The organism is Bradyrhizobium sp. TM233 (assembly GCF_036247965.1).
GTDB lineage: Bacteria > Pseudomonadota > Alphaproteobacteria > Rhizobiales > Xanthobacteraceae > Bradyrhizobium > Bradyrhizobium ottawaense.
Genome location: NZ_BTIG01000008.1, coordinates 345,973 through 371,215, shown reverse-complemented (window position 1 = coordinate 371,215; position 25,243 = coordinate 345,973). Strand labels below are relative to the sequence as shown.

The 25,243-nt window shown below is 65.2% G+C and carries 23 protein-coding genes and 1 pseudogene; 11 read left to right on the top strand and 13 right to left on the bottom strand.

From position 1 onward, the window contains the following. Positions 1-65 precede the first annotated feature (65 nt). Positions 66-392, bottom strand: a complete 327-nt coding sequence (locus tag AABA86_RS19805) for an NIPSNAP family protein (protein ID WP_212250960.1) — start codon at positions 390-392, stop codon at positions 66-68. Between the two features lie 197 nt (positions 393-589). Here AABA86_RS19805 and AABA86_RS19800 point away from each other — a divergent pair, with 197 nt between their 5' ends. The 3 genes from AABA86_RS19800 to AABA86_RS19790 all read left to right on the top strand — a co-directional run bounded on the left by AABA86_RS19800 (position 590) and on the right by AABA86_RS19790 (position 3,423). Then, positions 590-1,267: a response regulator transcription factor gene (locus AABA86_RS19800; protein WP_212250958.1), complete on the top strand. Its 678-nt coding sequence runs from the start codon at positions 590-592 to the stop codon at positions 1,265-1,267. Positions 1,268-1,277: 10 nt separating this feature from the next. Then, on the top strand, positions 1,278-2,654 hold the full coding sequence (locus tag AABA86_RS19795; protein ID WP_338308008.1) for a sensor histidine kinase: 1,377 nt from the start codon (positions 1,278-1,280) through the stop codon (positions 2,652-2,654). A 106-nt stretch (positions 2,655-2,760) separates the two neighbouring features. Beyond that, positions 2,761-3,423, top strand: a complete 663-nt coding sequence (locus AABA86_RS19790) for a class I SAM-dependent methyltransferase (RefSeq protein ID WP_212250954.1) — start codon at positions 2,761-2,763, stop codon at positions 3,421-3,423. A gap of 4 nt (positions 3,424-3,427) precedes the next feature. On the opposite strand, the gene AABA86_RS19785 is transcribed toward AABA86_RS19790, so the two are convergent. The 3 genes from AABA86_RS19785 to tpiA form a co-directional block, all read right to left on the bottom strand. Beyond that, positions 3,428-5,059, bottom strand: a complete 1,632-nt coding sequence (locus tag AABA86_RS19785; protein ID WP_212250952.1) for a CTP synthase — start codon at positions 5,057-5,059, stop codon at positions 3,428-3,430. A 166-nt stretch (positions 5,060-5,225) separates the two neighbouring features. Further along, positions 5,226-5,612 (bottom strand): preprotein translocase subunit SecG, encoded by a 387-nt coding sequence (secG, locus tag AABA86_RS19780; RefSeq protein ID WP_018320274.1) that lies wholly within the window; start codon positions 5,610-5,612, stop codon positions 5,226-5,228. A gap of 137 nt (positions 5,613-5,749) precedes the next feature. After that, the gene (tpiA, locus tag AABA86_RS19775) at positions 5,750-6,505 is read right to left on the bottom strand and encodes a triose-phosphate isomerase (RefSeq protein WP_338308007.1); all 756 of its coding nucleotides are present in this window, start codon (positions 6,503-6,505) and stop codon (positions 5,750-5,752) included. Between the two features lie 223 nt (positions 6,506-6,728). Between tpiA and AABA86_RS19770 the strand changes: the two genes are divergently transcribed. Genes AABA86_RS19770 through moaC form a run of 4 tightly spaced genes read left to right on the top strand, consistent with a single transcriptional unit; the run spans position 6,729 to position 11,001 of the window. Then, the gene (locus AABA86_RS19770) at positions 6,729-8,630 is read left to right on the top strand and encodes a peptidylprolyl isomerase (RefSeq protein WP_338308006.1); all 1,902 of its coding nucleotides are present in this window, start codon (positions 6,729-6,731) and stop codon (positions 8,628-8,630) included. 14 nt (positions 8,631-8,644) lie between these two features. Beyond that, complete coding sequence (trpD, locus tag AABA86_RS19765; protein ID WP_338308005.1) at positions 8,645-9,658, top strand: anthranilate phosphoribosyltransferase; 1,014 nt, start codon at positions 8,645-8,647, stop codon at positions 9,656-9,658. Between the two features lie 7 nt (positions 9,659-9,665). Continuing rightward, positions 9,666-10,484 carry an indole-3-glycerol phosphate synthase TrpC gene (gene trpC, locus AABA86_RS19760; protein ID WP_338308004.1) on the top strand — a complete coding sequence of 273 codons (819 nt, stop codon included), beginning with the start codon at positions 9,666-9,668 and terminating at the stop codon, positions 10,482-10,484. Between the two features lies 1 nt (position 10,485). After that, positions 10,486-11,001 (top strand): cyclic pyranopterin monophosphate synthase MoaC, encoded by a 516-nt coding sequence (gene moaC, locus AABA86_RS19755; protein ID WP_338308003.1) that lies wholly within the window; start codon positions 10,486-10,488, stop codon positions 10,999-11,001. 14 nt (positions 11,002-11,015) lie between these two features. On the opposite strand, the gene AABA86_RS19750 is transcribed toward moaC, so the two are convergent. After that, a complete protein-coding gene (locus AABA86_RS19750) occupies positions 11,016-11,609 on the bottom strand; it encodes a CGNR zinc finger domain-containing protein (RefSeq protein WP_212250946.1) in 594 nt (197 codons plus the stop codon). Positions 11,610-11,749: 140 nt separating this feature from the next. Here AABA86_RS19750 and AABA86_RS19745 point away from each other — a divergent pair, with 140 nt between their 5' ends. Together AABA86_RS19745 and AABA86_RS19740 are read left to right on the top strand one after the other, a co-directional pair. Then, positions 11,750-13,165, top strand: coding sequence for an amidase (locus tag AABA86_RS19745; RefSeq protein WP_338308002.1), 1,416 nt, complete (start codon positions 11,750-11,752; stop codon positions 13,163-13,165). After that, positions 13,162-14,418 carry an MFS transporter gene (locus tag AABA86_RS19740; RefSeq protein WP_338308000.1) on the top strand — a complete coding sequence of 419 codons (1,257 nt, stop codon included), beginning with the start codon at positions 13,162-13,164 and terminating at the stop codon, positions 14,416-14,418. The genes AABA86_RS19745 and AABA86_RS19740 overlap by 4 nt, the downstream gene beginning before the upstream one ends. On the opposite strand, the gene AABA86_RS19735 is transcribed toward AABA86_RS19740, so the two are convergent. Then, positions 14,399-14,563, bottom strand: coding sequence for a Flp family type IVb pilin (locus tag AABA86_RS19735; RefSeq protein ID WP_212250941.1), 165 nt, complete (start codon positions 14,561-14,563; stop codon positions 14,399-14,401). The two genes, AABA86_RS19740 and AABA86_RS19735, sit on opposite strands and share 20 nt — an antisense overlap. Positions 14,564-14,874: 311 nt before the next feature. On the opposite strand from AABA86_RS19735, the gene AABA86_RS19730 reads away from it, so the two are divergent. Further along, the gene (locus AABA86_RS19730) at positions 14,875-17,607 is read left to right on the top strand and encodes a bifunctional diguanylate cyclase/phosphodiesterase (protein ID WP_338307998.1); all 2,733 of its coding nucleotides are present in this window, start codon (positions 14,875-14,877) and stop codon (positions 17,605-17,607) included. Here AABA86_RS19730 and AABA86_RS19725 read toward each other — a convergent pair. From AABA86_RS19725 to AABA86_RS19700, 6 genes and pseudogenes are all read right to left on the bottom strand, one after another. Further along, entirely contained in the window at positions 17,604-18,215 is a 612-nt protein-coding gene (locus tag AABA86_RS19725; RefSeq protein WP_338307996.1) for an RNA polymerase sigma factor, read from the bottom strand. The two genes, AABA86_RS19730 and AABA86_RS19725, sit on opposite strands and share 4 nt — an antisense overlap. Before the next feature lie 356 nt (positions 18,216-18,571). Further along, positions 18,572-19,045 (bottom strand): hypothetical protein, encoded by a 474-nt coding sequence (locus AABA86_RS19720; protein WP_152102900.1) that lies wholly within the window; start codon positions 19,043-19,045, stop codon positions 18,572-18,574. A gap of 166 nt (positions 19,046-19,211) precedes the next feature. Then, positions 19,212-19,991, bottom strand: coding sequence for a cytochrome c3 family protein (locus AABA86_RS19715; protein ID WP_338307995.1), 780 nt, complete (start codon positions 19,989-19,991; stop codon positions 19,212-19,214). Next, positions 19,988-20,695, bottom strand: a complete 708-nt coding sequence (locus AABA86_RS19710) for an iron reductase (protein WP_338307993.1) — start codon at positions 20,693-20,695, stop codon at positions 19,988-19,990. The genes AABA86_RS19715 and AABA86_RS19710 overlap by 4 nt, the downstream gene beginning before the upstream one ends. 1 nt (position 20,696) lies before the next feature. After that, a pseudogene (locus AABA86_RS19705) lies at positions 20,697-21,575 on the bottom strand (flavin reductase family protein); the annotation flags it as partial. A 277-nt stretch (positions 21,576-21,852) separates the two neighbouring features. Continuing rightward, on the bottom strand, positions 21,853-22,989 hold the full coding sequence (locus AABA86_RS19700; RefSeq protein ID WP_445083471.1) for an OpgC domain-containing protein: 1,137 nt from the start codon (positions 22,987-22,989) through the stop codon (positions 21,853-21,855). A 555-nt stretch (positions 22,990-23,544) separates the two neighbouring features. On the opposite strand from AABA86_RS19700, the gene AABA86_RS19695 reads away from it, so the two are divergent. Next, positions 23,545-23,799 carry a hypothetical protein gene (locus AABA86_RS19695; protein WP_212250934.1) on the top strand — a complete coding sequence of 85 codons (255 nt, stop codon included), beginning with the start codon at positions 23,545-23,547 and terminating at the stop codon, positions 23,797-23,799. Positions 23,800-23,898: 99 nt separating this feature from the next. Here the strand turns inward: AABA86_RS19695 and AABA86_RS19690 are convergent, their stop codons facing one another. Then, on the bottom strand, positions 23,899-25,236 hold the full coding sequence (locus tag AABA86_RS19690; protein ID WP_212250933.1) for a S41 family peptidase: 1,338 nt from the start codon (positions 25,234-25,236) through the stop codon (positions 23,899-23,901). Positions 25,237-25,243 lie beyond the last annotated feature (7 nt).

Here is a 25,243-nt window from a genome sequence, read left to right as displayed (position 1 = left end):
CCGGGCCGGTCGAATATCAGGGTTGCGCCGGGGCTCCCCGGCGTCGCCCTTGCATCGGCAGGTTCCTACTTCACCACCGAGAAGGCAGTCGGCGTCAGGAGCTGGCTGACGATATTGCCGACGATCTGGCCATCGGCTTCGCTCTCGGCGCGTGCTTTCATCCAATCCGGATCGGTCATGAACGCGCCCCACTTCTTCTCGCGCTCGGCGAGCGAGTCCCAGGCCAGGAAATAGGTCAGCTCCTGATTGGAGTCCCCGATCAGCGTCGTGAAGAATCCGGCCTGCTTGATGCCGTGCTTCTCCCAGATCTTCAACGTCGCGGTCTCGAATCGCTTGAGCAGCGCCGGCAGACGGCCCGGTACGCAACGATAGATGCGCATTTCGTAGATCATTCTTGTTCCTCCCTGACCAAGTCCGGCGGTTATAACGACTGGCCCTGACGGTGTCTTGAGCCCCGCCCGACCGCCCCTGTCGCGTTCCGCGCATGGCTGGGGCCCGCTCAAGGCCATTCTGTCGCGGCCGGTTCCCGCAATGCTGCCGCAATGGTACGGCCGCTAGAATGGCACGGGTGGGGTTGAGGTGCCGGATCATGCGGATTTTGCTCGTCGAGGACGAGGCCGAAATGGCCGACGCGCTGGCGTCGGCGCTGAAGCGCTACGACATGGTGGTGGACCATGCCCCTACGCTCGCCGAGGCGGAGGAGGCCATCTCTGCCGACGTCCACGCCGCCGTCCTGCTCGATCGCCAGCTTCCCGATGGCGACGGTCTCGCCTTGATCCCGAAACTGAGGGCGCGCGCCGACGGCGTGCCGATCATCGTGTTGACGGCGCGCGGCGAGGTCGCCGACCGCGTCGCCGGGCTCGACCGCGGCGCCGACGACTATCTGGCCAAACCGTTTGCCGTCGAGGAGCTGCTGGCGCGGCTGCGCGCGGTGCTGCGGCGGCCGGCGGGCCTCTCCCCTGATGTGATCCGCGCCGGCCGCCTCGCCTTCGACCTCAGTCATCGCGAGGCCAGCATCGACGGTGTGCCGCTCGAGCTGCCGCGCCGGGAGCTGCTGGTGCTCGAGGCCCTGGTCCGCCGCATGGGCCGGACCGTGCTGCGCTCGGCGCTCGAAGAGGCGGTCTACAATTTCGACGACGAGATCCAGTCGAACGCGCTCGACACGCACGTGTCGCGGCTCCGGCGAAAGCTCGCGGAAGCCGACGCGGGCATCGAGATCCACGGAATCCGTGGCGTCGGCTATCTTCTCAAGAAGCTGCCAGGCTGAAGAAGCTGATATGAGCAAGCACGACGATCCTTATTGCCTGCGCTCGCGGTTGAGCTGGCGCCTGCTCTCACTTCAGGCCGCGATCCTGGTCGCGCTGGTTGCGGTCGTCCTCGCCGGGCTTTGTGCCTCCGGCTTCGTGCTGGCCGAGCGCGACGAGGACCGCGTCATCGACGTCGTCCAGCACGCGCTCACACGCGAGGCGCAAGGCGGATTGGCCTTGCAGCCGACCGCGGAGCTGAAGCAGTTGCGCAGTGAAACACCTGACCTCTGGTTTCTGGTGCGCGACCGGCAAGGTCACTCGCTCAGCGAAGGCACCGTGCCGGCCGAATTCGCTGCGATCGGCAACGGCCTCGACCAGATCAGCCAGGCGCGGCTCGGCTGGCAGATGTTCGAGGACGACCCGCACAAGCCGGCGGCACGGCTGAAGCGGGTCGACACCGATGCGGGCAACGTGCAGGTCATCACGGCGACACAAGGACGTCTAACCGGCGCCAGGGCGCTGTACATGACATCCCTTGCGTTCCTCGGCATCGCCCTGCCCGGCCTGCTGCTGATGGGAACGGCGACGTTCATCGCCACGCCGATGATCGTGCGGCGCGCGTTCAGGGGGCTCGATAGCGCGGCGGACGAGGCGCGGCGCATCGACATCCATCAGCGCGGCGCGCGGCTGCCGGTGGAGCGCATCCCGCTGGAGGTCATGCCGCTCGTGAGCGCGATCAACGACGCGCTGGCGCGGCTCGACCAGGGCTATGCCCGCCACAAGCGCTTCGTCGCCGACGCCGCGCACGAGCTTCGTACGCCGATCGCGATCCTGAACACGCGGCTGGAGTCACTGGCCCCTGGGCCGGACAAGACCCGTCTGCTGGAGGATTCCGCACGGCTGGCGACGCTCGCCGAACAATTGCTCGATATCCAGCGGATCGACCGCTGCGGCCATCCCTTCACGCGCGTCAATCTCGTCACCGTTGCGCAAAGCGTCGCCGCCGATCTCGCGCCGCTGGCGATTGCCGCCGGCTACGAGCTGGCCCTCGACGCGCCGGCGACACCGATCGAGACCATCGGCGATGCGGCGGCGCTGGAGCGCGCGCTGACCAATCTCGTGCAGAATGCAATCCAGCACGGCCCGCGCCGCGGCACGATCGGGATTCGCGTCAGCAGGCCTGCGAGCATCGAGGTCGCGGACGAAGGCGCCGGCATTCCCGCCGATCAGCGCGAGCAGATCTTCGAGCCGTTCTACCGGCTGACGCCGCTCGATCGCGGTGCCGGCCTCGGCCTCAACATGGTGCGCGAGATCGTGCAGCTGCATGGCGGCCACGTTTCGGTCGCGGACGGACCGGAGGGCGGCGCCTGTTTCCGGATGACGCTGCCGGAAGTGCGGCAGAGCTGATTCAATTCGCATTCGCACAGGTCAGCGCAATGCTGTCGCAATGCGCTCCCGCGACACTGCATGCGTCGCACCTCATTGAGGTGCAAAGCAAGATTCCGGAGTGCGCATGCCCAACGATTTTCTTTCCTTCTTCCTGTCCTGGATGTCGTCCCCGCGTCGGGTTGGCGCGGTCGCACCGTCGGGTGCGGCGCTCGCCGATCTCATCACGCGCGAGATCAGCGCAACGACGGGTCCGATCCTCGAGCTCGGTCCCGGCACCGGCGCGTTCACCTACAAGCTGCTCAAGCGCGGCGTCCGTCCGCAGGACCTCACGCTGATCGAATACGGCTCCGACTTCATGAAGCTGCTGCAGATGCGCTTTCCCGGGTCGCGCGTGCTGTGGATGGACGCAGGCCGGCTTGCGACCGAGCGCCTCTATGACGGCGCTCCCGTCGGCGCCGTCGTGAGCGGCCTGCCGCTGCTCAACATGTCAACGCGCAAGGTCGTCTCGATCATCGGCGGCGCGTTCAGCTATGTCCGCCCTGGCGGCGCCTTCTACCAGTTCACCTACGGCATGAGCTGCCCGGTGCCGCGGCCCGTGCTCGATCGGCTCGGCCTGCGCGCCAAGCTCGTCGATCGCGCCTTGCTGAACGTGCCACCTGCCGCCGTCTACAGGCTGACGCGGCGGCCGCAGATGAAGCTGGTGGCGGGATCGCTCGCGCCAGAACCGTCAGCGCGGGCCGCGTTGGAGCCGATGCATCGCGCGAGCGACTACTCCGCCGCGCGCTGAGCCATCACACCAGCCGGCTCTGCACCATCGCCGCCTGAATGAACGAGGCGAACAGCGGGTGCGGCTCGAACGGCCGCGACTTCAGCTCGGGGTGGAACTGGACGCCGATGAACCAGGGATGGTCCTCGTACTCGACGATCTCAGGCAGCACGCCGTCGGGCGACAGGCCTGAGAATTTCAGACCGTGCTGCTCGAGGCGATCCTTGTAGGCGGTGTTGACCTCGTAGCGGTGGCGGTGGCGCTCGGAAATCTCGGTCGCGCCGCCATAGACCTGCGAGACGCGGCTGCCGCGGTTGAGCGCAGCGGGATAAGCGCCGAGCCGCATGGTGCCGCCGAGATCGCCGGCCTGCGAGCGCTTCTCGAGCTCGTTGCCGCGCAGCCACTCCGTCATCAGGCCGACCAAGGGCTCCTTGGTCGGGCCGAACTCGGTGGAATTGGCGTCCTCGATGCCGACGAGATTTCGTGCGGCCTCGATCACCGCCATCTGCATGCCGAAGCAGATGCCGAAATACGGCACGTCGCGCTCACGCGCGAACTGCGCCGCCCTGATCTTGCCTTCCGCACCACGCTGGCCGAAGCCGCCGGGCACCAGGATGCCGTTGACGTGCTCGAGGAACGGCGCCGGATCCTCCTTCTCGAAGATCTCGCTCTCGATCCAGTCGAGGTTGACCTTGACCTTGTTGGCGATGCCGCCATGCGAGAGCGCCTCGATCAGCGACTTATACGCGTCCTTCATGCCGGTATATTTGCCGACGATGGCGATGGTGACGTCGCCCTCGGGATTGCGGATGCGTTCATTGATCTGGTGCCAGCTCTTGAGCACCGGCGGGATGCGCGCTTCGATACCGAAGGCGGCGAGCACTTCGTCGTCGAGGCCCGCCGCGTGATAGGCTTCGGGCACGGCGTAGATGCTGTCGGCATCGCGCGCCTCGATCACGGCGCTTTCACGCACGTTACAGAACAGCCCCAGCTTGCGCCGCTCTTCCTTCGGAATCTCGCGGTCGGTGCGGCAGAGCAGGATGTCCGGCTGGATGCCGATCGAGCGCAGCTCCTTGACCGAGTGCTGCGTCGGCTTGGTCTTCAGTTCGCCGGCGCTCGGAATGTAAGGCAGCAGCGTGAGGTGGATGTAGATGGCGTGATCGCGCGGCAGCTCGTTCTTGAGCTGACGGATCGCCTCGAAGAACGGCAGGCCCTCGATGTCGCCGACGGTGCCGCCGATCTCGACCAGCACGAAGTCGTAATCGTCGTTACCGGAGAGGACGAATTCCTTGATGGCGTTGGTGACGTGCGGAACCACCTGGATGGTCGCACCGAGATAATCGCCGCGGCGCTCCTTGGAGATGATGTCCTGGTAGATGCGTCCCGTGGTGATGTTGTCCTGCTTGGTCGCAGGCCGGCCGGTGAAGCGCTCGTAGTGACCGAGATCGAGATCGGTCTCCGCGCCGTCATCGGTCACGAACACTTCGCCGTGCTGATACGGCGACATCGTTCCGGGATCGAGGTTGAGATAAGGGTCGAGCTTGCGGAGGCGGACCTTGTAGCCCCGGGCTTGCAACAGCGCACCGAGTGCCGCTGAAGCCAGACCCTTGCCGAGCGAAGAAACCACGCCGCCGGTGATGAATATGTACCGCGCCATGGGACTTAACCTCTAATCCCTCGAATTCGATTCGCCAAAGCGATTCGTATTCCGCCCCAAAGATTTTGCGGGCCTGTGGGTGATCCAGAACTAAGAGTGGTGACAGTGCCTTGATGGGGGTTGTTGACGCAGGACGGTAGCCACCGCCCTGCATGGCCCCCCTGCTTTATTGCGAGCGCGGCACCTGCGGGCCGCTCGGAGCCGGCGCCTGCTGCTGCTCGTCGGCCTTCTTCAGCGAATCCAGGATGCCGCCCGAGGTCGGCGGCGCGATCGGCGATCCGCCGGCCGGCTGGCCCTGCGAGGCCGGCGTGCCGATGATCGACGACGGCGCACGGCTGTAGCCCGCATGCCAGGACAGGAACATGCTGGTGAGGAAGAAGCCAGCGGCGAGGATCGCGGTGGTCCGCGTCAAGAGGTTCGCGGTGCCGCGGCTCGACATGAAACCTGCGCCGCCGCCCATGCCGAGGCCGCCGCCTTCCGACTTCTGGAGCAGGACGGCGCCGATCATGACGGCGACGATCATGAGGTGGATGACGATGACAACGGTCTGCATAGTATCCTTCCGTCACAAGCGGGCGGCGCCTGACGGCGGCCAATCGCGCTTCGCGGGTTTCCTGAAGTTGCGCGGTGTTACACGATCGGAGGGGCCAATGCCACCCCCGATCAGCCGGGACTAACGGTTTGAATTAGCTAGGGGCAGCCCTTCGCAATCGCAAGGAAATCGGCCGCTTTCAGGCTGGCGCCGCCGACCAGGGCCCCGTTGACGTTCTTGACCGCCATCAGCTCGGCCGCATTCGAGGGCTTGACCGAGCCGCCGTAGAGGATGCGCATCTTCGCACCATCGGTCTTGAACCGGGAGGTCAGGAGCTCCCGGATAAACCCATGAATCTGCTCGACATCCTGGGCCGTGGGGGTGAGCCCGGTGCCGATCGCCCAGACCGGCTCATAGGCCACGACGAGATTCGCGGCCGTCGAGCCCTCAGGCAGCGAGCCGGCGAGCTGCCCGCGCAGGATGTCCAGGGTCTGGCCGGCATCGCGCTGGGCTTGGGTCTCGCCGATGCAGACGATCGCCGTCACACCGGCACGCCAGGCGGCCTCGGCCTTCTGCCGGACCAGGGCATCGCCCTCGCCGTGGTCGGCGCGGCGCTCGGAATGGCCGACGATGATGGCGCTTGCCCCGGCGTCAGCCAGCATTTCGGCGGCGATATCGCCGGTATGGGCGCCGGAGGCCTTGGGGTGGCAATCCTGGGCGCCCACCGCGACCTTCTTGCCGCGCGCCTTGTCGGCGAAGGCCGCAATCAGGGTCGCAGGCGGGCAGACCAGCAGATCGGCCTTGCCGATCACCTCGGCCGCGCCGTCGAGCATGGCGTCGAACTCGGCAGCCTGGGCCTTCAGGCCGTTCATTTTCCAATTGCCGGCGATCAAGGGGCGGATGGCGTCGGTCATGTCAATTTCCAGCAAAATGAGGTTTGTGCATGCGCTAGCAGAGGACCTGCCGCAGTTCCAGAGACCAGAGGCTTTTAACCGCAGCCGCAAACGGTCGCCGGACCCGAGGTTGCGGGGGGAAAGCCGCCACTTTATGATGATTGATCAATTTGGTGACGCGCTTTTGCGGAATCTGCATTAAGACGCGCTCCCGTTCCCCTCCTGCTCAAACAAGTTGGACCAAATGCTTCGAGGAATGCGCAAGGCCTCATCAAACTGGCTCGGCAAGACCATTATGGCCGTGGTGATGGGCGTGTTGATCGTCAGTTTCGGCATTTGGGGCATCGCCGACATCTTCAAGGGCTTCGGGCAGTCCACGGTGGCCAAGGTCGGCAGCACCGAGATTTCGCTGAACGAGTTCCGCCAGATCTACACGGACCGCCTGCAACAGATCAGCCGCCAGTTCGGCCGTCCGCTGACGCCCGACCAGGCCCGTGCCTTCGGCCTCGACCGCCAGGTGCTGCAGCAGACCATCGCGGAAGCTGCCCTCGACGAAGAGGCGCGCCGGCTCGGGCTCGGCCAGTCCGACGACCAGATCCGCCAGGTCATCATGAACGACCCCAACTTCAAGGGCGTCGGCGGCAGCTTCGATGCGAACCGATTCCAGGCCGTGATCCGCAATTTCGGCTATACCGAGCAGCGCTACGTCGCCGAGCAGCGCAAGGTGTCGCTGCGCCGGCAGATCACCGGCACGATCGGCGCCGGCCTCGAGCCGCCGAAAGCCATGATCGACGTGCTGACGCGCTTCCAGAACGAGCAGCGCGCCATCGAATTCGTCAGGCTCGACGCCGCCCAGGCCGGCCAGATCGACGCGCCCTCGCCCGAGGCGCTCTCCGCCTATTTCGAGGACCACAAGGTCCAGTTCCGCGCGCCCGAATACCGCAAGATCGCCTTCGTCGTGGTCTCGCCGGAAGAAATCGGCAAGTGGAGCGAGGTCTCCGACGAGGACGCCAAGAAGGTGTTCGAGCAGCGCAAGGACCGGCTCGGCACGCCGGAGAAGCGCCAGATCCAACAGATCGTGTTTCCCAACGTGACCGACGCGCAGGCCGCACGCGAGCGCCTCGTCGGCGGAATGTCGTTCGAGGATCTCGGCAAGGAGCGCGGGCTGAGCGCCTCCGACGTCGACCTCGGCCTCGTGACCAAGTCTTCGCTCGCTGCCGCCGTCGGCGATGCCGCCTTCGCGCTTCCCGCCGGCGAGATCAGCCAGCCGATCCAGGGCGGGCTTGGCGTCGCGATCGTCAAGGTCGACAAGATCGAGCCGGGCAAAGAGGCGGACTACGCCAGCCTTGCCGGCGACATCAAGCGCGAGATCGCCACCGAGCGCGCGCGCGTCAAGGTCGCCGATCTCCGCGACAAGATGGAAGACGAGCGCGGCGGCGGCTCCAGCGTGATCGACGCGGCGCAGAAGCTCGGCCTCACCGCCGTGACCATCGACGCGGTCGATCGTTCCGGCCGCGCCCCGAACGGCCAGCCGGTCGCCAACATTCCGCAGGGCCTCGACGTGGTGTCGCAGGCCTTCAACACCGATGTCGGCGTCGACAACGACTCGATCTCGTTCAAGGGCGGCTACGTCTGGTACGACGTGCTCGCCATCACGCCTTCGCGCGACCGCAATCTGGACGAGGTCCGCGACCAGGTCGAGGCGCGCTGGCGCCAGGACCAGATCGCCACCAAGCTGAAGGCCAAGGCGACCGAGATGGTTCAGAAGCTCGAATCCGGCGGCAAGCTCGCCGATGAAGCCGCAGCGATCGGGGCCAAGGTCGAAACTGCAACCGGCTTCAAGCGCGACGACACGCCCGCCAGCGTGCCCGCAGCCGTCGTGGCGGCTGCCTTCCGCACCGCCAAGGACGGCGTCGGACAGACGCCGGTGACGGGGGGCGCCGAGGTGATCGTGTTCCGCGTCACCGAGATCGTCGATCCCACGGTCGACGCCGCCTCCGACGCGGTCAAGAAGCTGAAGGAAAGCCTCGACCGTGCCCAGACCGAGGAGCAGGTCGCTTCCTACGTCAACAAGCTTGAAACCGACATCGGGACCACCATTAATCAGGCCGCCTTCGCGCAGGTGACCGGCGCGAACCAGCAATAAGTTGAAAGCACGCGATGGACGACCTGAAATCGATCATTGGAAAAGTAGCGACCGGCGCCAGCCTGTCGCGTGAGGAAGCGGCTTCCGCCTTCGACGCCATGATGAGTGGCGAGGCCACGCCCTCGCAGATGGGCGGACTGTTGATGGCGCTGCGGGTGCGCGGCGAAACCGTGGACGAGATCACCGGCGCTGTTACGGCGATGCGCTCCAAGATGCTGACCGTGACGGCACCGCCCGAGGCCGTCGACATCGTCGGCACCGGCGGCGACGGCTCCGGCTCGGTCAATGTCTCGACCTGCGCCTCCTTCATCGTCTCGGGCGCCGGCGTGCCGGTGGCCAAGCACGGCAACCGCGCGCTGTCGTCGCGCTCGGGCGCCGCCGACGTGCTGGCCTCGCTCGGGGTGAAGATCGACCTCAGGCCCGATCAGGTCGGCCACTGCGTGCGCGAATGCGGCATCGGCTTCATGTTCGCTCCCGCCCATCACCCGGCCATGAAGAACGTCGGCCCGACCCGGGTTGAGCTTGCAACACGCACGATCTTCAATCTGCTCGGCCCCCTATCCAACCCGGCCGGCGTGAAGCGGCAGATGGTCGGCGTGTTCTCGCGGCAATGGGTGCAGCCGCTGGCGCAGGTGCTGAAGAACCTCGGCTCCGAATCCGCCTGGGTGGTGCACGGCTCCGATGGTCTCGACGAGATCACCCTCACCGGCCCGACCTTCGTCTCCGCGCTCCACAATGGCGAAATCCGCAATTTCGAGGTGACGCCGGAGGATGCCGGCCTGCCGCGCTGCGAGGCCGGCGCGCTCAGGGGCGGTGACGCCGACGCCAATGCAATCGCCCTGCAGAGCGTGCTCGACGGCAAGCCGAGCGCCTACCGCGACGTCGCGCTGATGAACGCCGCCGCCGCATTGGTCGTGGCCGGCCGCGCCAAGGACCTCAAGGAGGGCGTCGCGATCGGCACGAAGTCGATCGACAGCGGCGCGGCCAACGCGAAGCTGAAGCACCTGATCGCGATCTCGAACGGCTAAGCCTGACATGTCGGACATCCTGACCAAAATCGAAGCCTACAAGCGCGAAGAGATCGCCGCCGCCAAGCGCGCCAAGCCGCTGTCGATGGTCGAGGCGAAGGCCAAGGCGCAAGCTGCACCGCGCGGCTTCCTGCGCGCGATCAAGGCCAAGCACGCCAATGGCGACTACGCGCTGATCGCGGAGGTGAAAAAGGCCTCGCCGTCGAAGGGACTGATCCGCGCCGATTTCGATCCGCCCCTGCTCGCCAAGGCCTATGAAGCCGGCGGCGCAGCCTGCCTGTCGGTGCTGACCGACACGCCCTCGTTCCAGGGCCATCTCGACTTCATGGTGGCGGCGCGTGCAGCGACGGCACTGCCGGTGCTGCGCAAGGATTTCATGTTCGACACCTACCAGGTGGCCGAAGCGCGCGCGCATGGCGCCGACTGCATCCTGATCATCATGGCCGCGCTCGACGATGCCACGGCAAAGGACCTCGAGGACGCCGCGATCGCTTACGGCATGGACGTGCTGATCGAGATCCACGACCGCGCCGAGCTCGACCGCGCGCTCAGGCTCCGCTCGCCGATGATCGGGGTTAACAACCGCAATCTTCGCACCTTCGAGACCACGCTCGCGACCAGCGAAATGCTGGCGCCGCTGATCCCTAAGGACCGGTTGATGGTCGGCGAGAGCGGCATCTTCACGCCCGCCGATCTCGCCCGGCTCGAGCGCGTCGGCATGTCGACCTTCCTGGTCGGCGAGAGCCTGATGCGGCAGGCCGACGTCACCGCCGCGACGCGCACGCTGCTCGCGCGCGAGGCCGCGCGCGCCGCGGGCACGCGCTGACATGGCGCGCAAACCTGCCAAGGCGATGCCGTCGAAGAAAGCCGTCCCGGCCCTCACCCATATCGGCGCCTCCGGCGAGGCGCGGATGGTCGACGTCTCGGACAAGCCCGCGACCGAGCGCCTCGCGGTCGCCGAAGGCCGCGTCGTCATGACCAAGGCGACGCTCGACCTGATCGTGTCCGGCAACGCCAAGAAGGGCGACGTGCTCGGCACGGCCCGGATCGCCGGCATCATGGCCGCCAAGCGCACCTCGGAGCTGATCCCGCTCTGCCATCCGCTGGCCTTGTCGAAAGTGACGCTCGACATCGAGCCCGACGTGAAGCTGCCGGGCTGCCTCGTCCGCGCCAGCGTGAAGGTCACGGGTCCGACCGGGGTCGAGATGGAGGCCCTCACGGCCGTTTCGGTCGCCTGCCTCACTATCTACGACATGATCAAGGCGGTCGAGCGCGGCGTGCGCATCGAGGGCATTCATCTGGTCGAGAAGCTCGGCGGCAAGTCCGGCCATTACCGCGCCTGACTGCGCAATCCGCTCTATTTCGCCTCGCGCTGCCGCTCGCGATAAGCGCGCGTCTTCATCCGGTTGCCACATAGCGTCGACATGCACCACCGCCGCGTCGACGGCTTTGAGCGGTCGAAAAACACGCGGCGGCATTCCTCCGACGCGCACGTCTTGAGCCGGTCCAGCGTTCCCACCAGGGTCGCGTCATGAAGCTCGATCGCGATGGCCGACAGGCCGGCGAGCGCATCTTCGCGCGCTGCCGACAGCGTTGCGCCACGCCCTGCGTGCGCCTCCACCCGCAACGGAAACGGCGCGAGCGCCTCATTGAGAGTACCGAGAACGCTCTTGTTCCGGAGCCGCTCGCTCGGCTCACACTGCAGATAGGCACGCAAGGCCTCGCGCAGTCTTAGCGCCGTCTCGAACATCGCGGCCGTGACACGCCCGCCCCCGGCACCCAGGCCGCGTTCCCGCATCCAGTCCGCCAGTTCCTTCGGCCCGCCGAGCGCATCGCTCTCCGGATGCTCCACGCCGAAATGCGTGAAATGGCGGACATCGAGCGTGTTGGCGAAATCGTAGACGTTCGCCAGCGCGTCGGGAACCTGGAATTTGCGCGACTCTCTCGACATCGGAACACCAAAGATTTGAACACCAGTAAAACAGATTTACTGGTTGACAGCAAGCGACACCTGTATCTTATCTATACTGGTGTCGATCCGATCCTTCGGGGTCGAGCGCCTCTGCAATCATCGGAATGGAGAATCGAGCCGTGGCCGACGCCCTGCACTATCTCGAACTCACCACGCTCGCGGCACGCCTCAAGGCGCGCGAAATCTCGGCGCTGGAGGTGACGCGCGCGCAACTTGACCGGATCGATTGCATCGACCGCGATCTCGGCAGCTACGTTCACGTGATGGCGGAAACGGCCATGGCCGAGGCGGAAGCCGCGGACGCCGACATCGCGCAGGGCCGGTATCGGGGCCCCCTGCATGGCGTGCCGATTGCGCTCAAGGACCTGTTCTGGACCGAGGGCGTTCCGACGGCGGCAGGCACCACGCTTCATCGCGACTTTCGTCCCCGCGAAGACGCAACCGTCGTCCACCGGCTCAGGAGCGCGGGCGCCGTGATCCTCGGCAAGGTGCAACTCACCGAGGGCGCCTATGCCGATCACCATCCGCTGGTGAAACCGCCGAAGAATCCGTGGAATGCGAGCTACTGGCCGGGTGTTTCGTCCAGCGGATCGGCGGTCGCGACGGCTGCCGGACTTTGCTTCGGCTCGCTCGGATCCGACACCGGCGGTTCGATCCGCTGGCCCTGCGCCGCCAACGGCCTGACCGGGCTGAAGCCGAGCTGGGGCCGCGTCAGCCGCCACGGCGCGTTCGAGCTTGCCGCGACGCTCGACCATGTCGGACCGATCGGCCGCAGCGCGGCCGACGCCGGCGCGCTGCTCGGCATCATCGCCGGACACGATCCGAACGACCCGACGTCGCTGGTCGATCCGGTGCCCGACTATCTGGCTGCCGCCGCACAGGACGTGCGGGGCTTGCGGATCGGCGTCGATCCGGTCTGGAACAGCGACGACGTGGACGTTGCGACCCAGCGCATGCTGGCGGACGCCATCGATGCTTTTCGCGCGCTTGGCGCCGACACCGTCAATGTCCGATTTCCCGACGTCACACAGGCGATCGCCGATTGGACGCCGAACTGCGCGGTGGAAGCTGCGGTCGCGCACGAGGCGACCTATCCCGCCCGCAAGGATGAGTATGGTCCGATCCTCGCCTCCGTGATCGAGACCGGCCGCGCTCTCTCTGCTCTCGACTATCAGAAGATCCTGCTGCGACGGCTGGCGCTGCGCGGCCGGGTGACTGCGCTGTTCGAGACCATCGACCTGCTGCTGATCCCGGTGCACCCGTTCCCGCCGGTGACACTTGCCATGATCCAGACGCTCGGCGAGCAGCCGGATCTGATCGCGAATCTGCAGCGCTACACCTGCCCGTTCGACATGACCGGTCATCCCACGATCACGCTGCCAGGTGGCGCATCGGCAGACGGACTGCCGATCGCGTTCCAGCTCGTCGCCGCTCATCTCGACGAGGCCATGCTGGTGCGCGCCGGCGCGGCGTTCCAGCGGGCCACATCGTGGCATCGTCGTCATCCTTCCCTCACCGCGCGGAGGCCGCATTGACGATTCAATCCACACTCGCTCGGCGAAACATCTTCCATGGCTGGTTCGTCGTCGCGGCGGCATTTGCCGTCATGTTCGTCGGCTTTGGTTCCGCCTACACGTTCAGCGCGTTTCTGGAACCGCTCCAGCGCGATTTCGGCGCCTCGCGCGGCTCGATCTCGCTGGTGTTTTCGATCGCGGGCTTTCTGTACTTCGCGCTCGGCCTCGTCAGCGGTCCGCTCGCCGACCGGTTTGGCTCGCGTCCGCTGGCCGTCGCCGGCATGATCCTGGTCGCGGTCGGACTTGCGGCCGCGAGCGCTGCACGCTCCCTTGTCGAGGTCTATCTCGCCTACGGGCTCGGCGTCGGTCTCGGCGTCGGCTGCGCCTATGTTCCCGCGATCGGCGCGGTGCAACGCTGGTTCGTCAGGCGCCGCGGCTTTGCCTCAGGGCTCGCGGTGAGCGGCATCGGGCTCGGCACGCTGGCGATGCCGCCGCTCGCCTCATTGCTGATCGCCTCGGTGGGCTGGCGCGAGGCCTATCTGGTGCTGGGCGCGATCGCGCTGGCGCTGGGCGGCGGTGCGGCGCTGCTCATCGAGAACGATCCGAAGGGCCGCGGCCTTGGCCCCGACGGCGATCCGCCTCGCGAGGCCGCGGGCGCAAGCAACGCCGACGGCGCTTCGGTGCGCGAGGCAGTCCGGTCGACGCGGTTTGTCACCCTCTACGTATCCTGTCTGGTCTGCTCGTTCGGCGCCTTCGTTCCGTTCGTCCATCTCGTGCCTTACGCGCGCGACCACGGGGTCGCGGCGTCCTCCGCCGTGCTGCTGCTCGGCGTGATCGGGGCCGGCAGCACCGCTGGCCGCTTCTTTCTCGGCGCGCTCGCCGACCGGTTGGGCCGTGACCGCTCGCTGGTCCTGGTCCTGATCGGAATGGCGTTCGCGATGGTAATCTGGGCCGTCGCCGCGGATGTCTGGCCCCTCGCCGCTTTCGCCTTCGTCTACGGCGTGTTCTACGGCGGCTGGGTCGCGGTGCTCCCCTCCGTGGTCATGGATCATTTCGGCGGCCGCAATGTCAGCGGCATCATCGGCATTCTCTACACCAGCGTGGCATTCGGCACGCTGGTGGGCCCGAGTGCGGCCGGCTTCGCCTATGACGTCAACCACAGCTACGCGTTGCCGATCCTGCTCGGTGCCGCCGCGAACATCGTCGCGGCGCTGATCGTGGCGGCGATCCCGGCGCGCAGCGGAGCCCATGCGATCAGCGCAGTGAAGAGCTGATCGCGGTGAATTTGCTGTTGAGCTTGGAGCCCATGCCGTTCACGACGGTGATGATGGCCAGCGCGATGCCGGCCGCGATCAGGCCGTACTCGATCGCGGTTGCCCCACGCTCGTCGGCAAGGAAGTCCTTCAGGGTGTTCTTCATCGTTGCGTCCTCTCTGTGTCGTCAGCAGGGATCTCGCAAATCGCGTGCCAATCCCGACGTGAGAATCCCCAACACGTTAGATGGTTAGGCCTTGGTTGATTGTGGCGTGGCCGGCAGGAATTGACCGGCCCCCTCGAAAGCTTTCGGCAATTCCTGCCCCCGACATTGCTGGACCTCGATTGCATTTGTGCGCGAGCGTTCACACGGCGTTAACCGCGCTTCCTAACTTCGCCTCCACACCGTTCCCGTAAACCAACGGATGTTTTCGGGGCCAAGAATTGATCCTGACGTGTGCACGGCAATGATCCAGCATGATGACGAGATTCGGCAGTCGCCTCTTTGACCACGCCTTCGTGCGCAGCGGACCGATCCGCTGGCTGGTGGTGGGCGGCGCTCTGCTGATCGCGGCCATCGCCATTGGCTCGGTCCTGATGGCGCAGAATTTCCGCGAGCGGGCGCTGCGCAACTCCAGCCGCGAGCTGGAAAACACCGTGCTGCTGCTCGCCCATCATTTCGATCAGCAATTGCAGGATTTCGCGGTCATCCAGAAGGACTTCGTCGACCACGTCCGCACGACCGGAATCAGGACCGTTGGAGACTATCGCAAGCGACTCTCCGGCGAGGACGTCCACCGGATGTTGCGCTCGAAGATCGAGGCGCTGCCCTATATCGGCGGCGTCAACATCATCGATGCCGAAGGCAATCTGATCAATTCGTCGACGGCATGGCCGGCTCCGAAAGTGAACGTTGCCGATCGCGCCTATTTTCGCACCTTCAAATACGATCCCCATTCGCCTGATGTCCTGATCGAGCCGTTGCACAGCCGTATTTCCGGCGCCTGGACAGTCCTGATCGTGCGCAGGCTCGTCGGGCCGAACGGCGAGTTCCTGGGTGTCGTCGGGCGCGGCATCGAGCCCGCCAATTTCGAGACGTTCTTCGCCTCTGTCGCGCTCGGCGAAGGCGCGACGATCTCGATGCTGCATCGCGACGGCACGCTGCTCGCCCGTTATCCCCATTCCAGCGAATTGATGGGGCGGAATTTCAGAACAGGTTCATTCGAACAGCAGAGGGTCTTCGGGCTCGATCAATTCGCCGGCCGCTTCACGAGCCCCGTCGACGGAGAAGATCGGCTGATCTCCTCGCGCGCGCTGCCCCATTTCCCGATCCTGATGATGGCCAGCACGACGCGCGCCTCCGCCCTGACGGACTGGCGCGAGCAGATCGGCATGCTGATCTCGGTCGCGGCCGCCTCCGCGCTCGCCATCGCAGGCGTGCTGATCGCGGTCGTGCGCAAGCTGCTCGAGCAGCACCGGGCGTCGCGCGAGCGCCTGACGCTGGAGAAGCTGCGGCTCGACCGCGCCGTCAACAACATGACGCAGGGCCTCTTGCTGTTCGACGCCGAGCAGCGGCTGGTGGTCTGCAACCAGCGCTACATCGAAATGTACGGATTGTCGGCCAGGATCGTGAAGCCCGGCTCGAGCTTCCACGACATCATCGCCCATCGCAAGGCGACCGGCTCGTTCACTGGCGACGTCGACGACTATGTCGTGCGCGTGCTCAAGGGCATCCATGCGCGCAACTCCATGGTGGTCGATACCTCCGACGGCCGCTCGATCCACATCCTCAACGAGCCGCTCGCGGACGGCGGCTGGGTGGCGACCCATGAGGACATCACCGAGCGCCGCCGCATCGAGGAGCGCATCACCCACCTCGCCCACTACGACGCGCTGACCGACCTGCCCAACCGCACCATGTTCCACGAGCATCTGCGCGAAGAGCTGGCCGCCGTCGGCAACGACGAACAGATCGCGGTGCATTACATCGACATCGACGAGTTCAAGGGCGTCAACGACGCGCTCGGTCATCTCGTCGGCGACGAGCTGTTGAAATCGATTGCCGCAAGCCTGCGCCGCTGTGCCGGCCCGGCGGATTTCGTGGCGCGGCTCGGCGGCGACGAATTCGCCATCGTGCAGAGCGCGGTGACGTCGCTCGACCAGGTCAACGAGCTCGTCGCACGGGTCTTCGCGGCCATCCGCGCGCCGTTCGACTGCATGGGCCACCATCTCACCACCGACGCCAGCATCGGCATTGCGCTCGCGCCGGAACACGGCACGGCGCTCGACCAGCTCCTCAAGAACGCGGACATGGCGATGTACGCCGCCAAGTCCGCCGGGCGCCGCACCTATCGCTTCTTCGAACCGGAGATGGATGCCAAGGTCCGCGAGCGCCGGCAGCTCGAGATCGACCTGCGCCACGCCATCGCCCAGGGGGAACGCGATGGCGGTCTCGAGGTCTATTACCAGCCCTGCCTCAGCCTGAAGGATGATCGCATCACCGGCTGCGAGGCCTTGGTGCGCTGGCGTCATCCCGCGCGCGGCATGGTCTCGCCGGCGGAGTTCATCCCGATCGCCGAGGATACCGGCCTGATCAACGAGATCGGCGAATGGGTGCTGGCGACCGCATGCCGCGACGCCGCGAACTGGCCCGACGACATCCGCCTCGCCGTCAACGTCTCGCCGGTGCAGTTCAAGAGCGGCACGCTGGCGCTGAAGATCATGGCGGCGCTCGCCGCCTCCAACCTGCCGGCGAGCCGGCTCGAGCTCGAGATCACCGAGGCGGTGCTGATCCGCGACGACGACACGGCGCTGGCGATCCTGCACCAGCTCCGCGCCATCGGCGTGCGCATTGCGCTCGACGATTTCGGCACCGGCTACTCCTCGCTGAGCTATCTGCACCGCTTCCCGTTCGACAAGATCAAGATCGACCGCTGCTTCGTCGACGACATCGCCGGTCCCGACGGCTCCGCCAGCATCGTGCAGGCCGTCGTCAATCTGGCGGCCGCGCGCCGCATGACCACCACGGCCGAAGGCGTCGAGACCGAGGAGCAGCAGCGTCTGCTCCGCGCGCTCGGCTGCTCCGAGATGCAGGGCTATCTGTTCAGCGCAGCAAAACCCGCCGACAAGGTGCTGGAGCTGTTCGCGCTGCATCGCAGCCGGCTCGCCCAGCGCGGCGGCGTGAAAGCCCGACGCCGCGAGGCCGGTTAGGACGGACCTCGGTTGTCGGCACAGCGGCATTCCCAGAAGCTATCCTCGAGACATACAACGCATGTCTGCTCGAGACGCTCCTTCAGCGCGTGTCGCGCGCGATGAAGGCGAACGGTCAGGTTGTTGACGGTCACGCCCAGATCGGCTGCGACCAGCTCCCGCGGCTCACCGCCGAGGTCCAACCTTCTGATCACTTCGGCATGCTCCGGCTTCAGCAGTGATAGATGGGTATGAAGGCACTCGCAGACCGCGGCGTTCGCCGCGGCATCCGGATCGGCTGCGAGACGCTCGTTGAGCTCATGCGGGAACGGCATCTCCCGCGTTCTGCTCTTTGACATCTGGCGGTGAAAGTCGGCGATGGTGGTCGCCAGGACCCTGCTCAACCAGCCTCGGACCGAATCCGAATCACGAATGTCGCCGGACCGCTCCAGCGCGCGCAACATGAACGCCTGGAGCACCTCCTCCGCCTCCGCCTTCCCGCCAAAGCGTCGCTGCAGATAGCTGCGGAGGCGATCGTAACTGCCGACGAGGGCGGCACGAACGACCGCGTCCTGCGCATCCGGGGAACCGGCTGTCCGCTCTGGAAGACTCTCGTTCGGCGATTTCATGACGCATCGTCCTTGCGCGACATTCGGTAGATTGCTTCGTTGGAGCGGGAGCGCGTCAAATCGGACACGGCTGCGATCCGCGGATGCGGCAGCCCCCGAACAAGAGTCGCGAAGATCACCGCTCGAACGTCGCTCACGCGGTCACCTCGCCTTCTGCAAGCCGATGATCGCGACGTCGGCGTTCTTCCGCTCAACACGCAGCACGCGCGAGCAACGACCGAGACCGGTCCTGTCGCATCGCGGTGTGCGAAGTCTGGGTACGCATCGCCGTCATCCGCCGGGGCATGGTGCCCCTCGCAGACGTGCCGATCCGCGCTCAAACCTGGAGCGACGCAGTTCGATCTTCGGGAGCTATCTCAGGCGATGGGGGGCCGGTAGTGACGGCGGAACGCACCCGCGTCGCCGATCACATCAGGCTGCGCTTCACAGCGCGCATGCGGCACGACGAACTCCGCAATCGCGGGAGCTTGAGGCGACACGGCGCTGAAGCACAGCACCGAGCCGCAGCAGGTGGCATGCCGGTCGCCAGGCCGGCCCTGATCGTCGTCGCAATCCCCGGCCATCGCAACGTCATGCGAATGCACAGTGGCACCTTCATCGTGCGCGTGCTCATGCGCGGGCTGATCGGCCGGATGCTCGCATTGAATCGATGCATCCAGAGCGGTCGAGATCGCAAGCGACGGTGTCATCGAGGCAAGCAGATATGCGATGGCGACAAGCCATCCCCACCACCTTCGCCTTGGCTTTCTCAAGCCAATCATCTGTGCACCCACTGCCTCGACCCGGAACATATAGCTCTGGTTGCAGGGACGGCCAACAGAAAACGACACGCACGGCATCGTCAATGCAAGAGCGACGATGAGCGTCGTGCTCTGCGCAGGATTTCAAGGTTCGGCGCCCCTATCCGGCCGCGTGTTTCATCGCGAAATGAGCCTCATATTTTTTTGCCGAATTCTGTAATGTGTAGCACCCATCTCCGTCGCACGCTCGAACCGGTCAATGATGCTTCATCCAGCCGACGCCCTTGATGTCGTTGAACGAGTCGGTTCTGTGACACAGAGAGCATTGATTGACCGATGCGTGCTCCTGCCCCGTGATCATCTGATCCATCATGACGAAGTGGCCCATATAGTGGCTCGGCGGCGCCTGATGGCATTGGGCGCAGTCCCTCGACGTTGGCGAGGGGTGCAGGAAGCCTGCGATTTTCCAGGACGCGAGCCCATGGCACTCCGCGCAGTCCCGTCCAAACAATTCGCGGTGCGGCTCCCGGTTGCTGTGGCAGCCGGCGCAATCGAGCTCCGCCCTTTCCCGCCGGTCGGACTTTGGCAGGCCCAGAAATGTCTTCAGGTCCGCCGTCAGTTGATCGGAAGCGGCCCGGTCGAACCATGCCCCGCCGGGGGTAGGCCTCGCGACTTGAAGCAGTGAGGCGTGGTCCATCCTGATCGGCCGCAGCTCGCCGATGTGCTCAAGATGGCAGCCCGAACATTGGCTGCCCGCCGCGGCGTGAAACGCCGTCGATTGCTTGGCGAGATCTCCGGCGGAAGGCGCATGACAGGAGATACAGGCCACCGGATCGACGCCTCTGACCGGCGTGTGGCAGCTCTCGCATCTGTCGGTCAGAAATGCATGCTTCTCGGACAGCGGCCCTGGCGTCACAAACCTCGTCCACCCCGGAACGACCTCGGAGCTGCCCCGATAGAGAGCGATCGACACGGCCGCCGCGCTCGCGACGACCAGTGTCGCGATCACGGCGTAGAGCACGCCCCTGATGGTCACGCGAGCCACCGCAGCCCGTAGTAGACCTCGGCCGCCATATGCACCACGAGCAACGCATACATGACGATCGCCGCCATGACATGCAGCCCGATCCACTGCAGGAAGATTCTCTTGATTGCTTCGCTCGATCCGATCGCCGATTCGAGGTCGGAAATGCCATCGACGAGCTGCAGCACGGGCACATTCTGCAACGCCGATGCAGGCACGGCGGCCCCGTCACGCACCACCCGATCGGGCAACGACATAGCCGACGCAATGTGCTCATAGGCCGACCTCAAGGTCGCCAGATGCGACTGCTGCTGACGGAGCTCCATCGCGGTCTGCGGCAGGTAGTAGCGCCCGACAAATCCGGTGACGACTACGACCAGCATGCTGGTCACCAGTGCGATCCCGAGCGGACTTTGAAATTTGTGGCCCGTGTGCAGAAGCGCGAAAAATGCCGCGACGATTCCTGCATAGGCGTGAAACGCCAGGAGCGTCGGCATCGACACGCATCGCGTGACCAGGGCCTTCATACTCATGCTGTATTTCGTCATCGGATAGACGAGAAGAAGAATCATCAGCACGGCCGCACCGGCCCCGAGGACAAAGCCCGCAAGGCTTCCTGCGAACCTGATATCGGAGTGCAGCAGGAACGCCGGCACCAGCAGCAACAGGGCCGCCAGAGCGACGTCGGCGATCAGGCGCCCTCTCCGATCCATCATGTCAGGCCTCGACGACCAGATCTCCGACCGATCTCGCCTGGCAGGCCAGGATCAGACCGTTCCCCTTGTCGTCCGCGGTCAGGGCGTCCTGGACTTCCATCGTGACTTTTCCTTGCAACAGATGTGTCTTGCAGACGCCGCAGACCCCGACCCGACAGGAATAATCGATCGAAACGCCCGCACCTTCGGCCACCTCCAGGACGCTCTTGTCCGGAGGCAGCGCCACAACCCTATCGGATGTCGCAAAGCGAATGGTCGCCGTTGCAGGACCGACTGTTGCAGCCCCTTGATTGCTCGCCTCAGTCGCCGGCATTTGCGCTTCGGCCGCGACTTTGCCGGGAGGTGGAACGGCGCCGCGGGCCGGCCCAAAGGCCTCCGTCTTGATCTGCTCGCGCGGCACGCCGAGCCCGATCAACGTCTTCCTGAGCGCGTCCATCATGCCGGGCGGACCGCACAAATGAACGCGTCGTCTGATGAGATCAGGCACAGCCTGCGTCAGGAACTCGGCCGTGATTTGCCCCTCGCTTCCCATCCACGACGTGCCCGCGGCCCGCACCATCGTGGCCGCGACGTGCAGATTGTTCATCCTGCGCTGGAGATATTCCAGCTCGTCCCGGAAGATGAATTGCTCGGTCGTCTGCGCGCCATAGACAAGGTAGATCTGGCCGGGCCACGCGATGTCCGAGAGATACCGGATCGCCGCCATCAGTGGCGTGATGCCGACCCCGCCACCGATCAGGACGACGCCGTCGGCTTCCGTGCCGGTGAACGTGAAGGCGCCCGAAGGGCCTGCAACCTCGATGAGGTCTCCCGCCTTCAGCTGGCCATGCATGTAGTCCGACAGAAGCCCGCCGTCTTCGCGCTTGATCGTGGTCTCGACGTCATCCATCATCGCGGACTGCGTATGGCCAGCGGCGATTGCGGACGACAGCCCAACCGGCCCCAGGGCAAGGACGGCAAAGGCGGCTGCGCTCAAGGCGAATTTTCTCGAAGGGTTCATGGTCTTTCTCCAGGGGGTTGATTCGGATGGTTCTCTGCTCATCGAGATCTGCGATGAGGACAGCGTGGGCGGGGCGGGTCAGGCCATATAGACGCGAAGCGCCGGCAACTCTTACGCACGGAGGTGTCAAAGGCCGCTGCGACCAACTCGGAAGTCGTCATTCGCCAGCCTCCCCGCGCTGCTCGGACGATCGACTTCTGTCCACGCCTTTCGACCAGGTCCGGTAGTAGGCGACGCCCGTCATGATCCAGAGACCCGCGGCGCCAACGAGGATCTGAGCCAGAATTCCCTCCGATCCGAAATCGAGCAGGAAATGCGCGATGAACGAAAGGAAGAGACCGATGCAGAACACCGGCAGGGATTGCTGGCCGCATCTGATCAACGGCTGCAGCAAAGGCGACTTCAGCCCCGGCCAGTCGATCGGAACGAGCGAGACGACGATGAGCACCAGGCTCGCCAGATGGATGACCCGATAAGGACTGAGATTGGTCTTGTCGTTCGGGATGAAGACGGCGGCGAGTGCCTCGGGGACGTAGTCCCTGAACCCTGGAATTCGCTCAGCCAGCGTCACCACAAGCGCGAAGAGCACGAAGCCGCAGCTCAAGACGAGCAGCGTGCGGGACGACAGCAGCCAGCGGCTCGCCGCCGCCCCTCCCAACGCCAGCCAGGCTCCGAATACGAAAAGCAGTTGCCAGGCGAACGGATTGAAATACCAGACTCCGGCCGGATAGGACGGCAGATTCAATTCGTAATGTCGGGCGGCCAGATAGAGACCGAGCGAGCCGATCATCACTGCATTGCGCCATCGCAGCATGAACCAGAGCACGACGGGAAACGCGGCCATCAGCACGATGTAGAGTGGCAGAACGTCGAGATTGAGCGGCTTGAACTTGAGTATCAGGCCCTGCGAGAGCGTCTCGGCGGGAAAGTTCATGAGCGGCGCGACGTTGAACTGATCCATCAGATGAAGATCGTCAAAGCTGTGCGCGATGTAGTGCACGGCCGTGAGATAGACCAGGAACAACAGCAGGTGAGCGACATAGAGCTGCCACACCCGCCGCAGCAGCCGGGTTGCGCCGATGACGAAGCCACGCTCCATCATCATCGAGCCGAATACGAACGTCGCGGTGTAGCCGGAGATCAGCACGAACAGATCGGCGCCATCGCTGAAGCCGTAGTTTCGCGTCGTGAACCAGGCGAGCGCAGAATCCGGAATGTGCCCGAGAAAGATCAACCAGTTCGCCAGACCCCGAAACAGATCCAGTCGCACATCGCGCCGTGGCTTGAGCAGCACCGACCTGATCGTGATCGTTTCCCATAACCGGCGATGCAAGAGAAACGCAACTTGCAAGGGCCGACCGGGGGCGTGAATGGTCTCGTCAGTCAACGGTGCGTTCTCCATCTCTGCGGTCAACTTTTGTCGGATCGCAACCGTGTCGCCGCTCATTCGCGCGGCACGCTAGGTTGCGTCATCGACGCAGGTTTGACGGACATCAAACCCGATCGGCGCACCAGCCAAATCTTTTTGTGATTCAATCGCGTAATGAATCGAGGCGCCCGTCGTCTTCCACCGGAAGAGTCATCGGCCACGACATCTGTCGACATGCTCGAGGGCTTTGCGCGCGACCTGCGATTTCTCGCAGCGGCGAGAATTTTTCTCTGTAAGAAGATCGACGTTTCTCGTCGCCCGCGGCAACACGACGATCCGCGCAACGACGCGCGCGAGCGCGCGCGTCGACATTTGATCTTGCTCAACCTACACAATCAAGCTCCGGGTTTGGTTGCTGCTCGATCGAGCCACCGGGACTTGATTGACACCAACTCGACGAGATCAACAGGAGAAACCAGAATGAGTCACCGCAAGCTGATCGTCGCCGCCGCGATCATGTCGTTCGTTGCGTTGCCCGCCATGGCGCAGACGAGCACGACCGATGAGAAGAACGGCCATCACTACTCGGGCGGACCGAAGACCGAGGTCCCTCACCATATGGGCAAGAAAGAGAGCGACGGCGGGACGACCGGCGGATCTGGCGGCAGCCACCATTACGGCGGCGGACCGAAGAGCGAAGTCCCGCATCACACGGGTCCGAAGAAGCAGCAATGACGATCGCGCAGTGATCCCGCCGCTCGCGACCGCCCAAAACACAATCGCCCGGGAGTGGACATCCACTCCCGGGCGATCGATGACTGGAGGTCGTAAGATCTAGTTCGGCACCGAAGCCTTCGACGCGGGCTTGGCCGCAACCGCGTTGGCGGTCACGCCGTGCAGGAAGTCGTACGCCGCATGCAGAGCCTTGTCGTCCTCCTCCTTCGGCGGAACGTAGGACTGCGATCCGGTCTGCTCGCCACCCTCGCCGGCTGAGAGATGTCCGCGCATCTGGGACTCCGCCATGGTGTCCATGCGGCCCTTCAGCTCCGGCGGCACGTCCTGCAGGATCTCAATGTCGGGGGCGATGCCCTGGGCCTGGATCGAGCGGCCGGACGGCGTGTAGTAGCGCGCCGTGGTCAGCGCCAGCGCGCCATTGCCGGCACCGAGCGGAATGACGGTCTGCACTGAACCCTTGCCGAACGAACGCGTGCCGATGATGGTCGCACGCTTGTGATCGTGCAGCGCGCCGGCCACGATCTCGGAAGCCGAGGCCGAGCCGCCATTGACCAGAACCACCAGCGGCTTGCCCTTGATGAGGTCGCCGCCATGCGCGGTGAAGCGCTGGGTCTCTTCCGGATTGCGGCCGCGGGTCGAGACGACCTCGCCGCGCTGAAGGAAGGCGCTCGACACCGACACGGCCTGGTCGAGCAATCCGCCCGGATTGTTGCGCAGGTCGACAACGTAACCGACGAGCTTCTCCTGAGGGACATCCTTGGTGATCGAGGCGATCGCCTTCTTCAGGCCGTCGGTGGTCTGCTCGTTGAACGAGGTGATGCGGACATAGCCGATGTCACCGTTCTCGACATGGAAGCGCACGGGACGCACGTGAATGATCTCGCGCTTGATCGCGACGTCGAGCGGGACGTCGGCGCCCTTGCGCACGATGGTGAGCTTGGTCTGGGTATCGACCGGGCCCTTCATCTTGTTGACGGCCTGCTCGAGCGTCATGCCCTGCACGGCTTCGCCGTCGATCTTGCTAATGAGGTCGCCGGACATCAGGCCGGCCTTCGAGGCGGGCGTATCGTCGATCGGCGAGACGACCTTGACGAGGCCGTCTTCCATCGTGACCTCGATGCCGAGGCCGCCGAACTCGCCGGAGGTGGTCTCCTGCATCTCGGTCCAGGCCTTCGCGTTCATGTAGCGCGAGTGCGGGTCGAGCGAGGTCACCATGCCCGTGATCGCGCCTTCGATCAGCTTGGCATTGTCCGGCTTTTCGACATAGCTCGCCTTGACGCGCTCGAACACCGTGCCGAACAGGTTGAGCTGGGAATAGGCGTCATCCGCGCTCGCTGCCGCTCGTGCTGCCCATACACCGCCGTGCGGGCTGGCTACCAGAAGGGTCAGACACGCTCCAGTGAACGCGCCCAGAGGGAACAGCAGGGATTTCCGCATGGATGGC

Excerpts from the sequence above, each read along its gene's own strand:
- AABA86_RS19805 (WP_212250960.1), bottom strand. The coding sequence starts at position 392 with ATGATCTACGAAATGCGCATCTATCGTTGCGTACCGGGCCGTCTGCCG.
- AABA86_RS19800 (WP_212250958.1), top strand. The coding sequence starts at position 590 with ATGCGGATTTTGCTCGTCGAGGACGAGGCCGAAATGGCCGACGCGCTG.
- AABA86_RS19795 (WP_338308008.1), top strand. The coding sequence starts at position 1,278 with ATGAGCAAGCACGACGATCCTTATTGCCTGCGCTCGCGGTTGAGCTGG.
- AABA86_RS19790 (WP_212250954.1), top strand. The coding sequence starts at position 2,761 with ATGCCCAACGATTTTCTTTCCTTCTTCCTGTCCTGGATGTCGTCCCCG.
- AABA86_RS19785 (WP_212250952.1), bottom strand. The coding sequence starts at position 5,059 with ATGGCGCGGTACATATTCATCACCGGCGGCGTGGTTTCTTCGCTCGGC.
- secG (WP_018320274.1), bottom strand. The coding sequence starts at position 5,612 with ATGCAGACCGTTGTCATCGTCATCCACCTCATGATCGTCGCCGTCATG.
- tpiA (WP_338308007.1), bottom strand. The coding sequence starts at position 6,505 with ATGACCGACGCCATCCGCCCCTTGATCGCCGGCAATTGGAAAATGAAC.
- AABA86_RS19770 (WP_338308006.1), top strand. The coding sequence starts at position 6,729 with ATGCTTCGAGGAATGCGCAAGGCCTCATCAAACTGGCTCGGCAAGACC.
- trpD (WP_338308005.1), top strand. The coding sequence starts at position 8,645 with ATGGACGACCTGAAATCGATCATTGGAAAAGTAGCGACCGGCGCCAGC.
- trpC (WP_338308004.1), top strand. The coding sequence starts at position 9,666 with ATGTCGGACATCCTGACCAAAATCGAAGCCTACAAGCGCGAAGAGATC.
- moaC (WP_338308003.1), top strand. The coding sequence starts at position 10,486 with ATGGCGCGCAAACCTGCCAAGGCGATGCCGTCGAAGAAAGCCGTCCCG.
- AABA86_RS19750 (WP_212250946.1), bottom strand. The coding sequence starts at position 11,609 with ATGTCGAGAGAGTCGCGCAAATTCCAGGTTCCCGACGCGCTGGCGAAC.
- AABA86_RS19735 (WP_212250941.1), bottom strand. The coding sequence starts at position 14,563 with ATGAAGAACACCCTGAAGGACTTCCTTGCCGACGAGCGTGGGGCAACC.
- AABA86_RS19730 (WP_338307998.1), top strand. The coding sequence starts at position 14,875 with ATGATGACGAGATTCGGCAGTCGCCTCTTTGACCACGCCTTCGTGCGC.
- AABA86_RS19725 (WP_338307996.1), bottom strand. The coding sequence starts at position 18,215 with ATGAAATCGCCGAACGAGAGTCTTCCAGAGCGGACAGCCGGTTCCCCG.
- AABA86_RS19710 (WP_338307993.1), bottom strand. The coding sequence starts at position 20,695 with ATGATGGATCGGAGAGGGCGCCTGATCGCCGACGTCGCTCTGGCGGCC.
- AABA86_RS19695 (WP_212250934.1), top strand. The coding sequence starts at position 23,545 with ATGAGTCACCGCAAGCTGATCGTCGCCGCCGCGATCATGTCGTTCGTT.
- AABA86_RS19690 (WP_212250933.1), bottom strand. The coding sequence starts at position 25,236 with ATGCGGAAATCCCTGCTGTTCCCTCTGGGCGCGTTCACTGGAGCGTGT.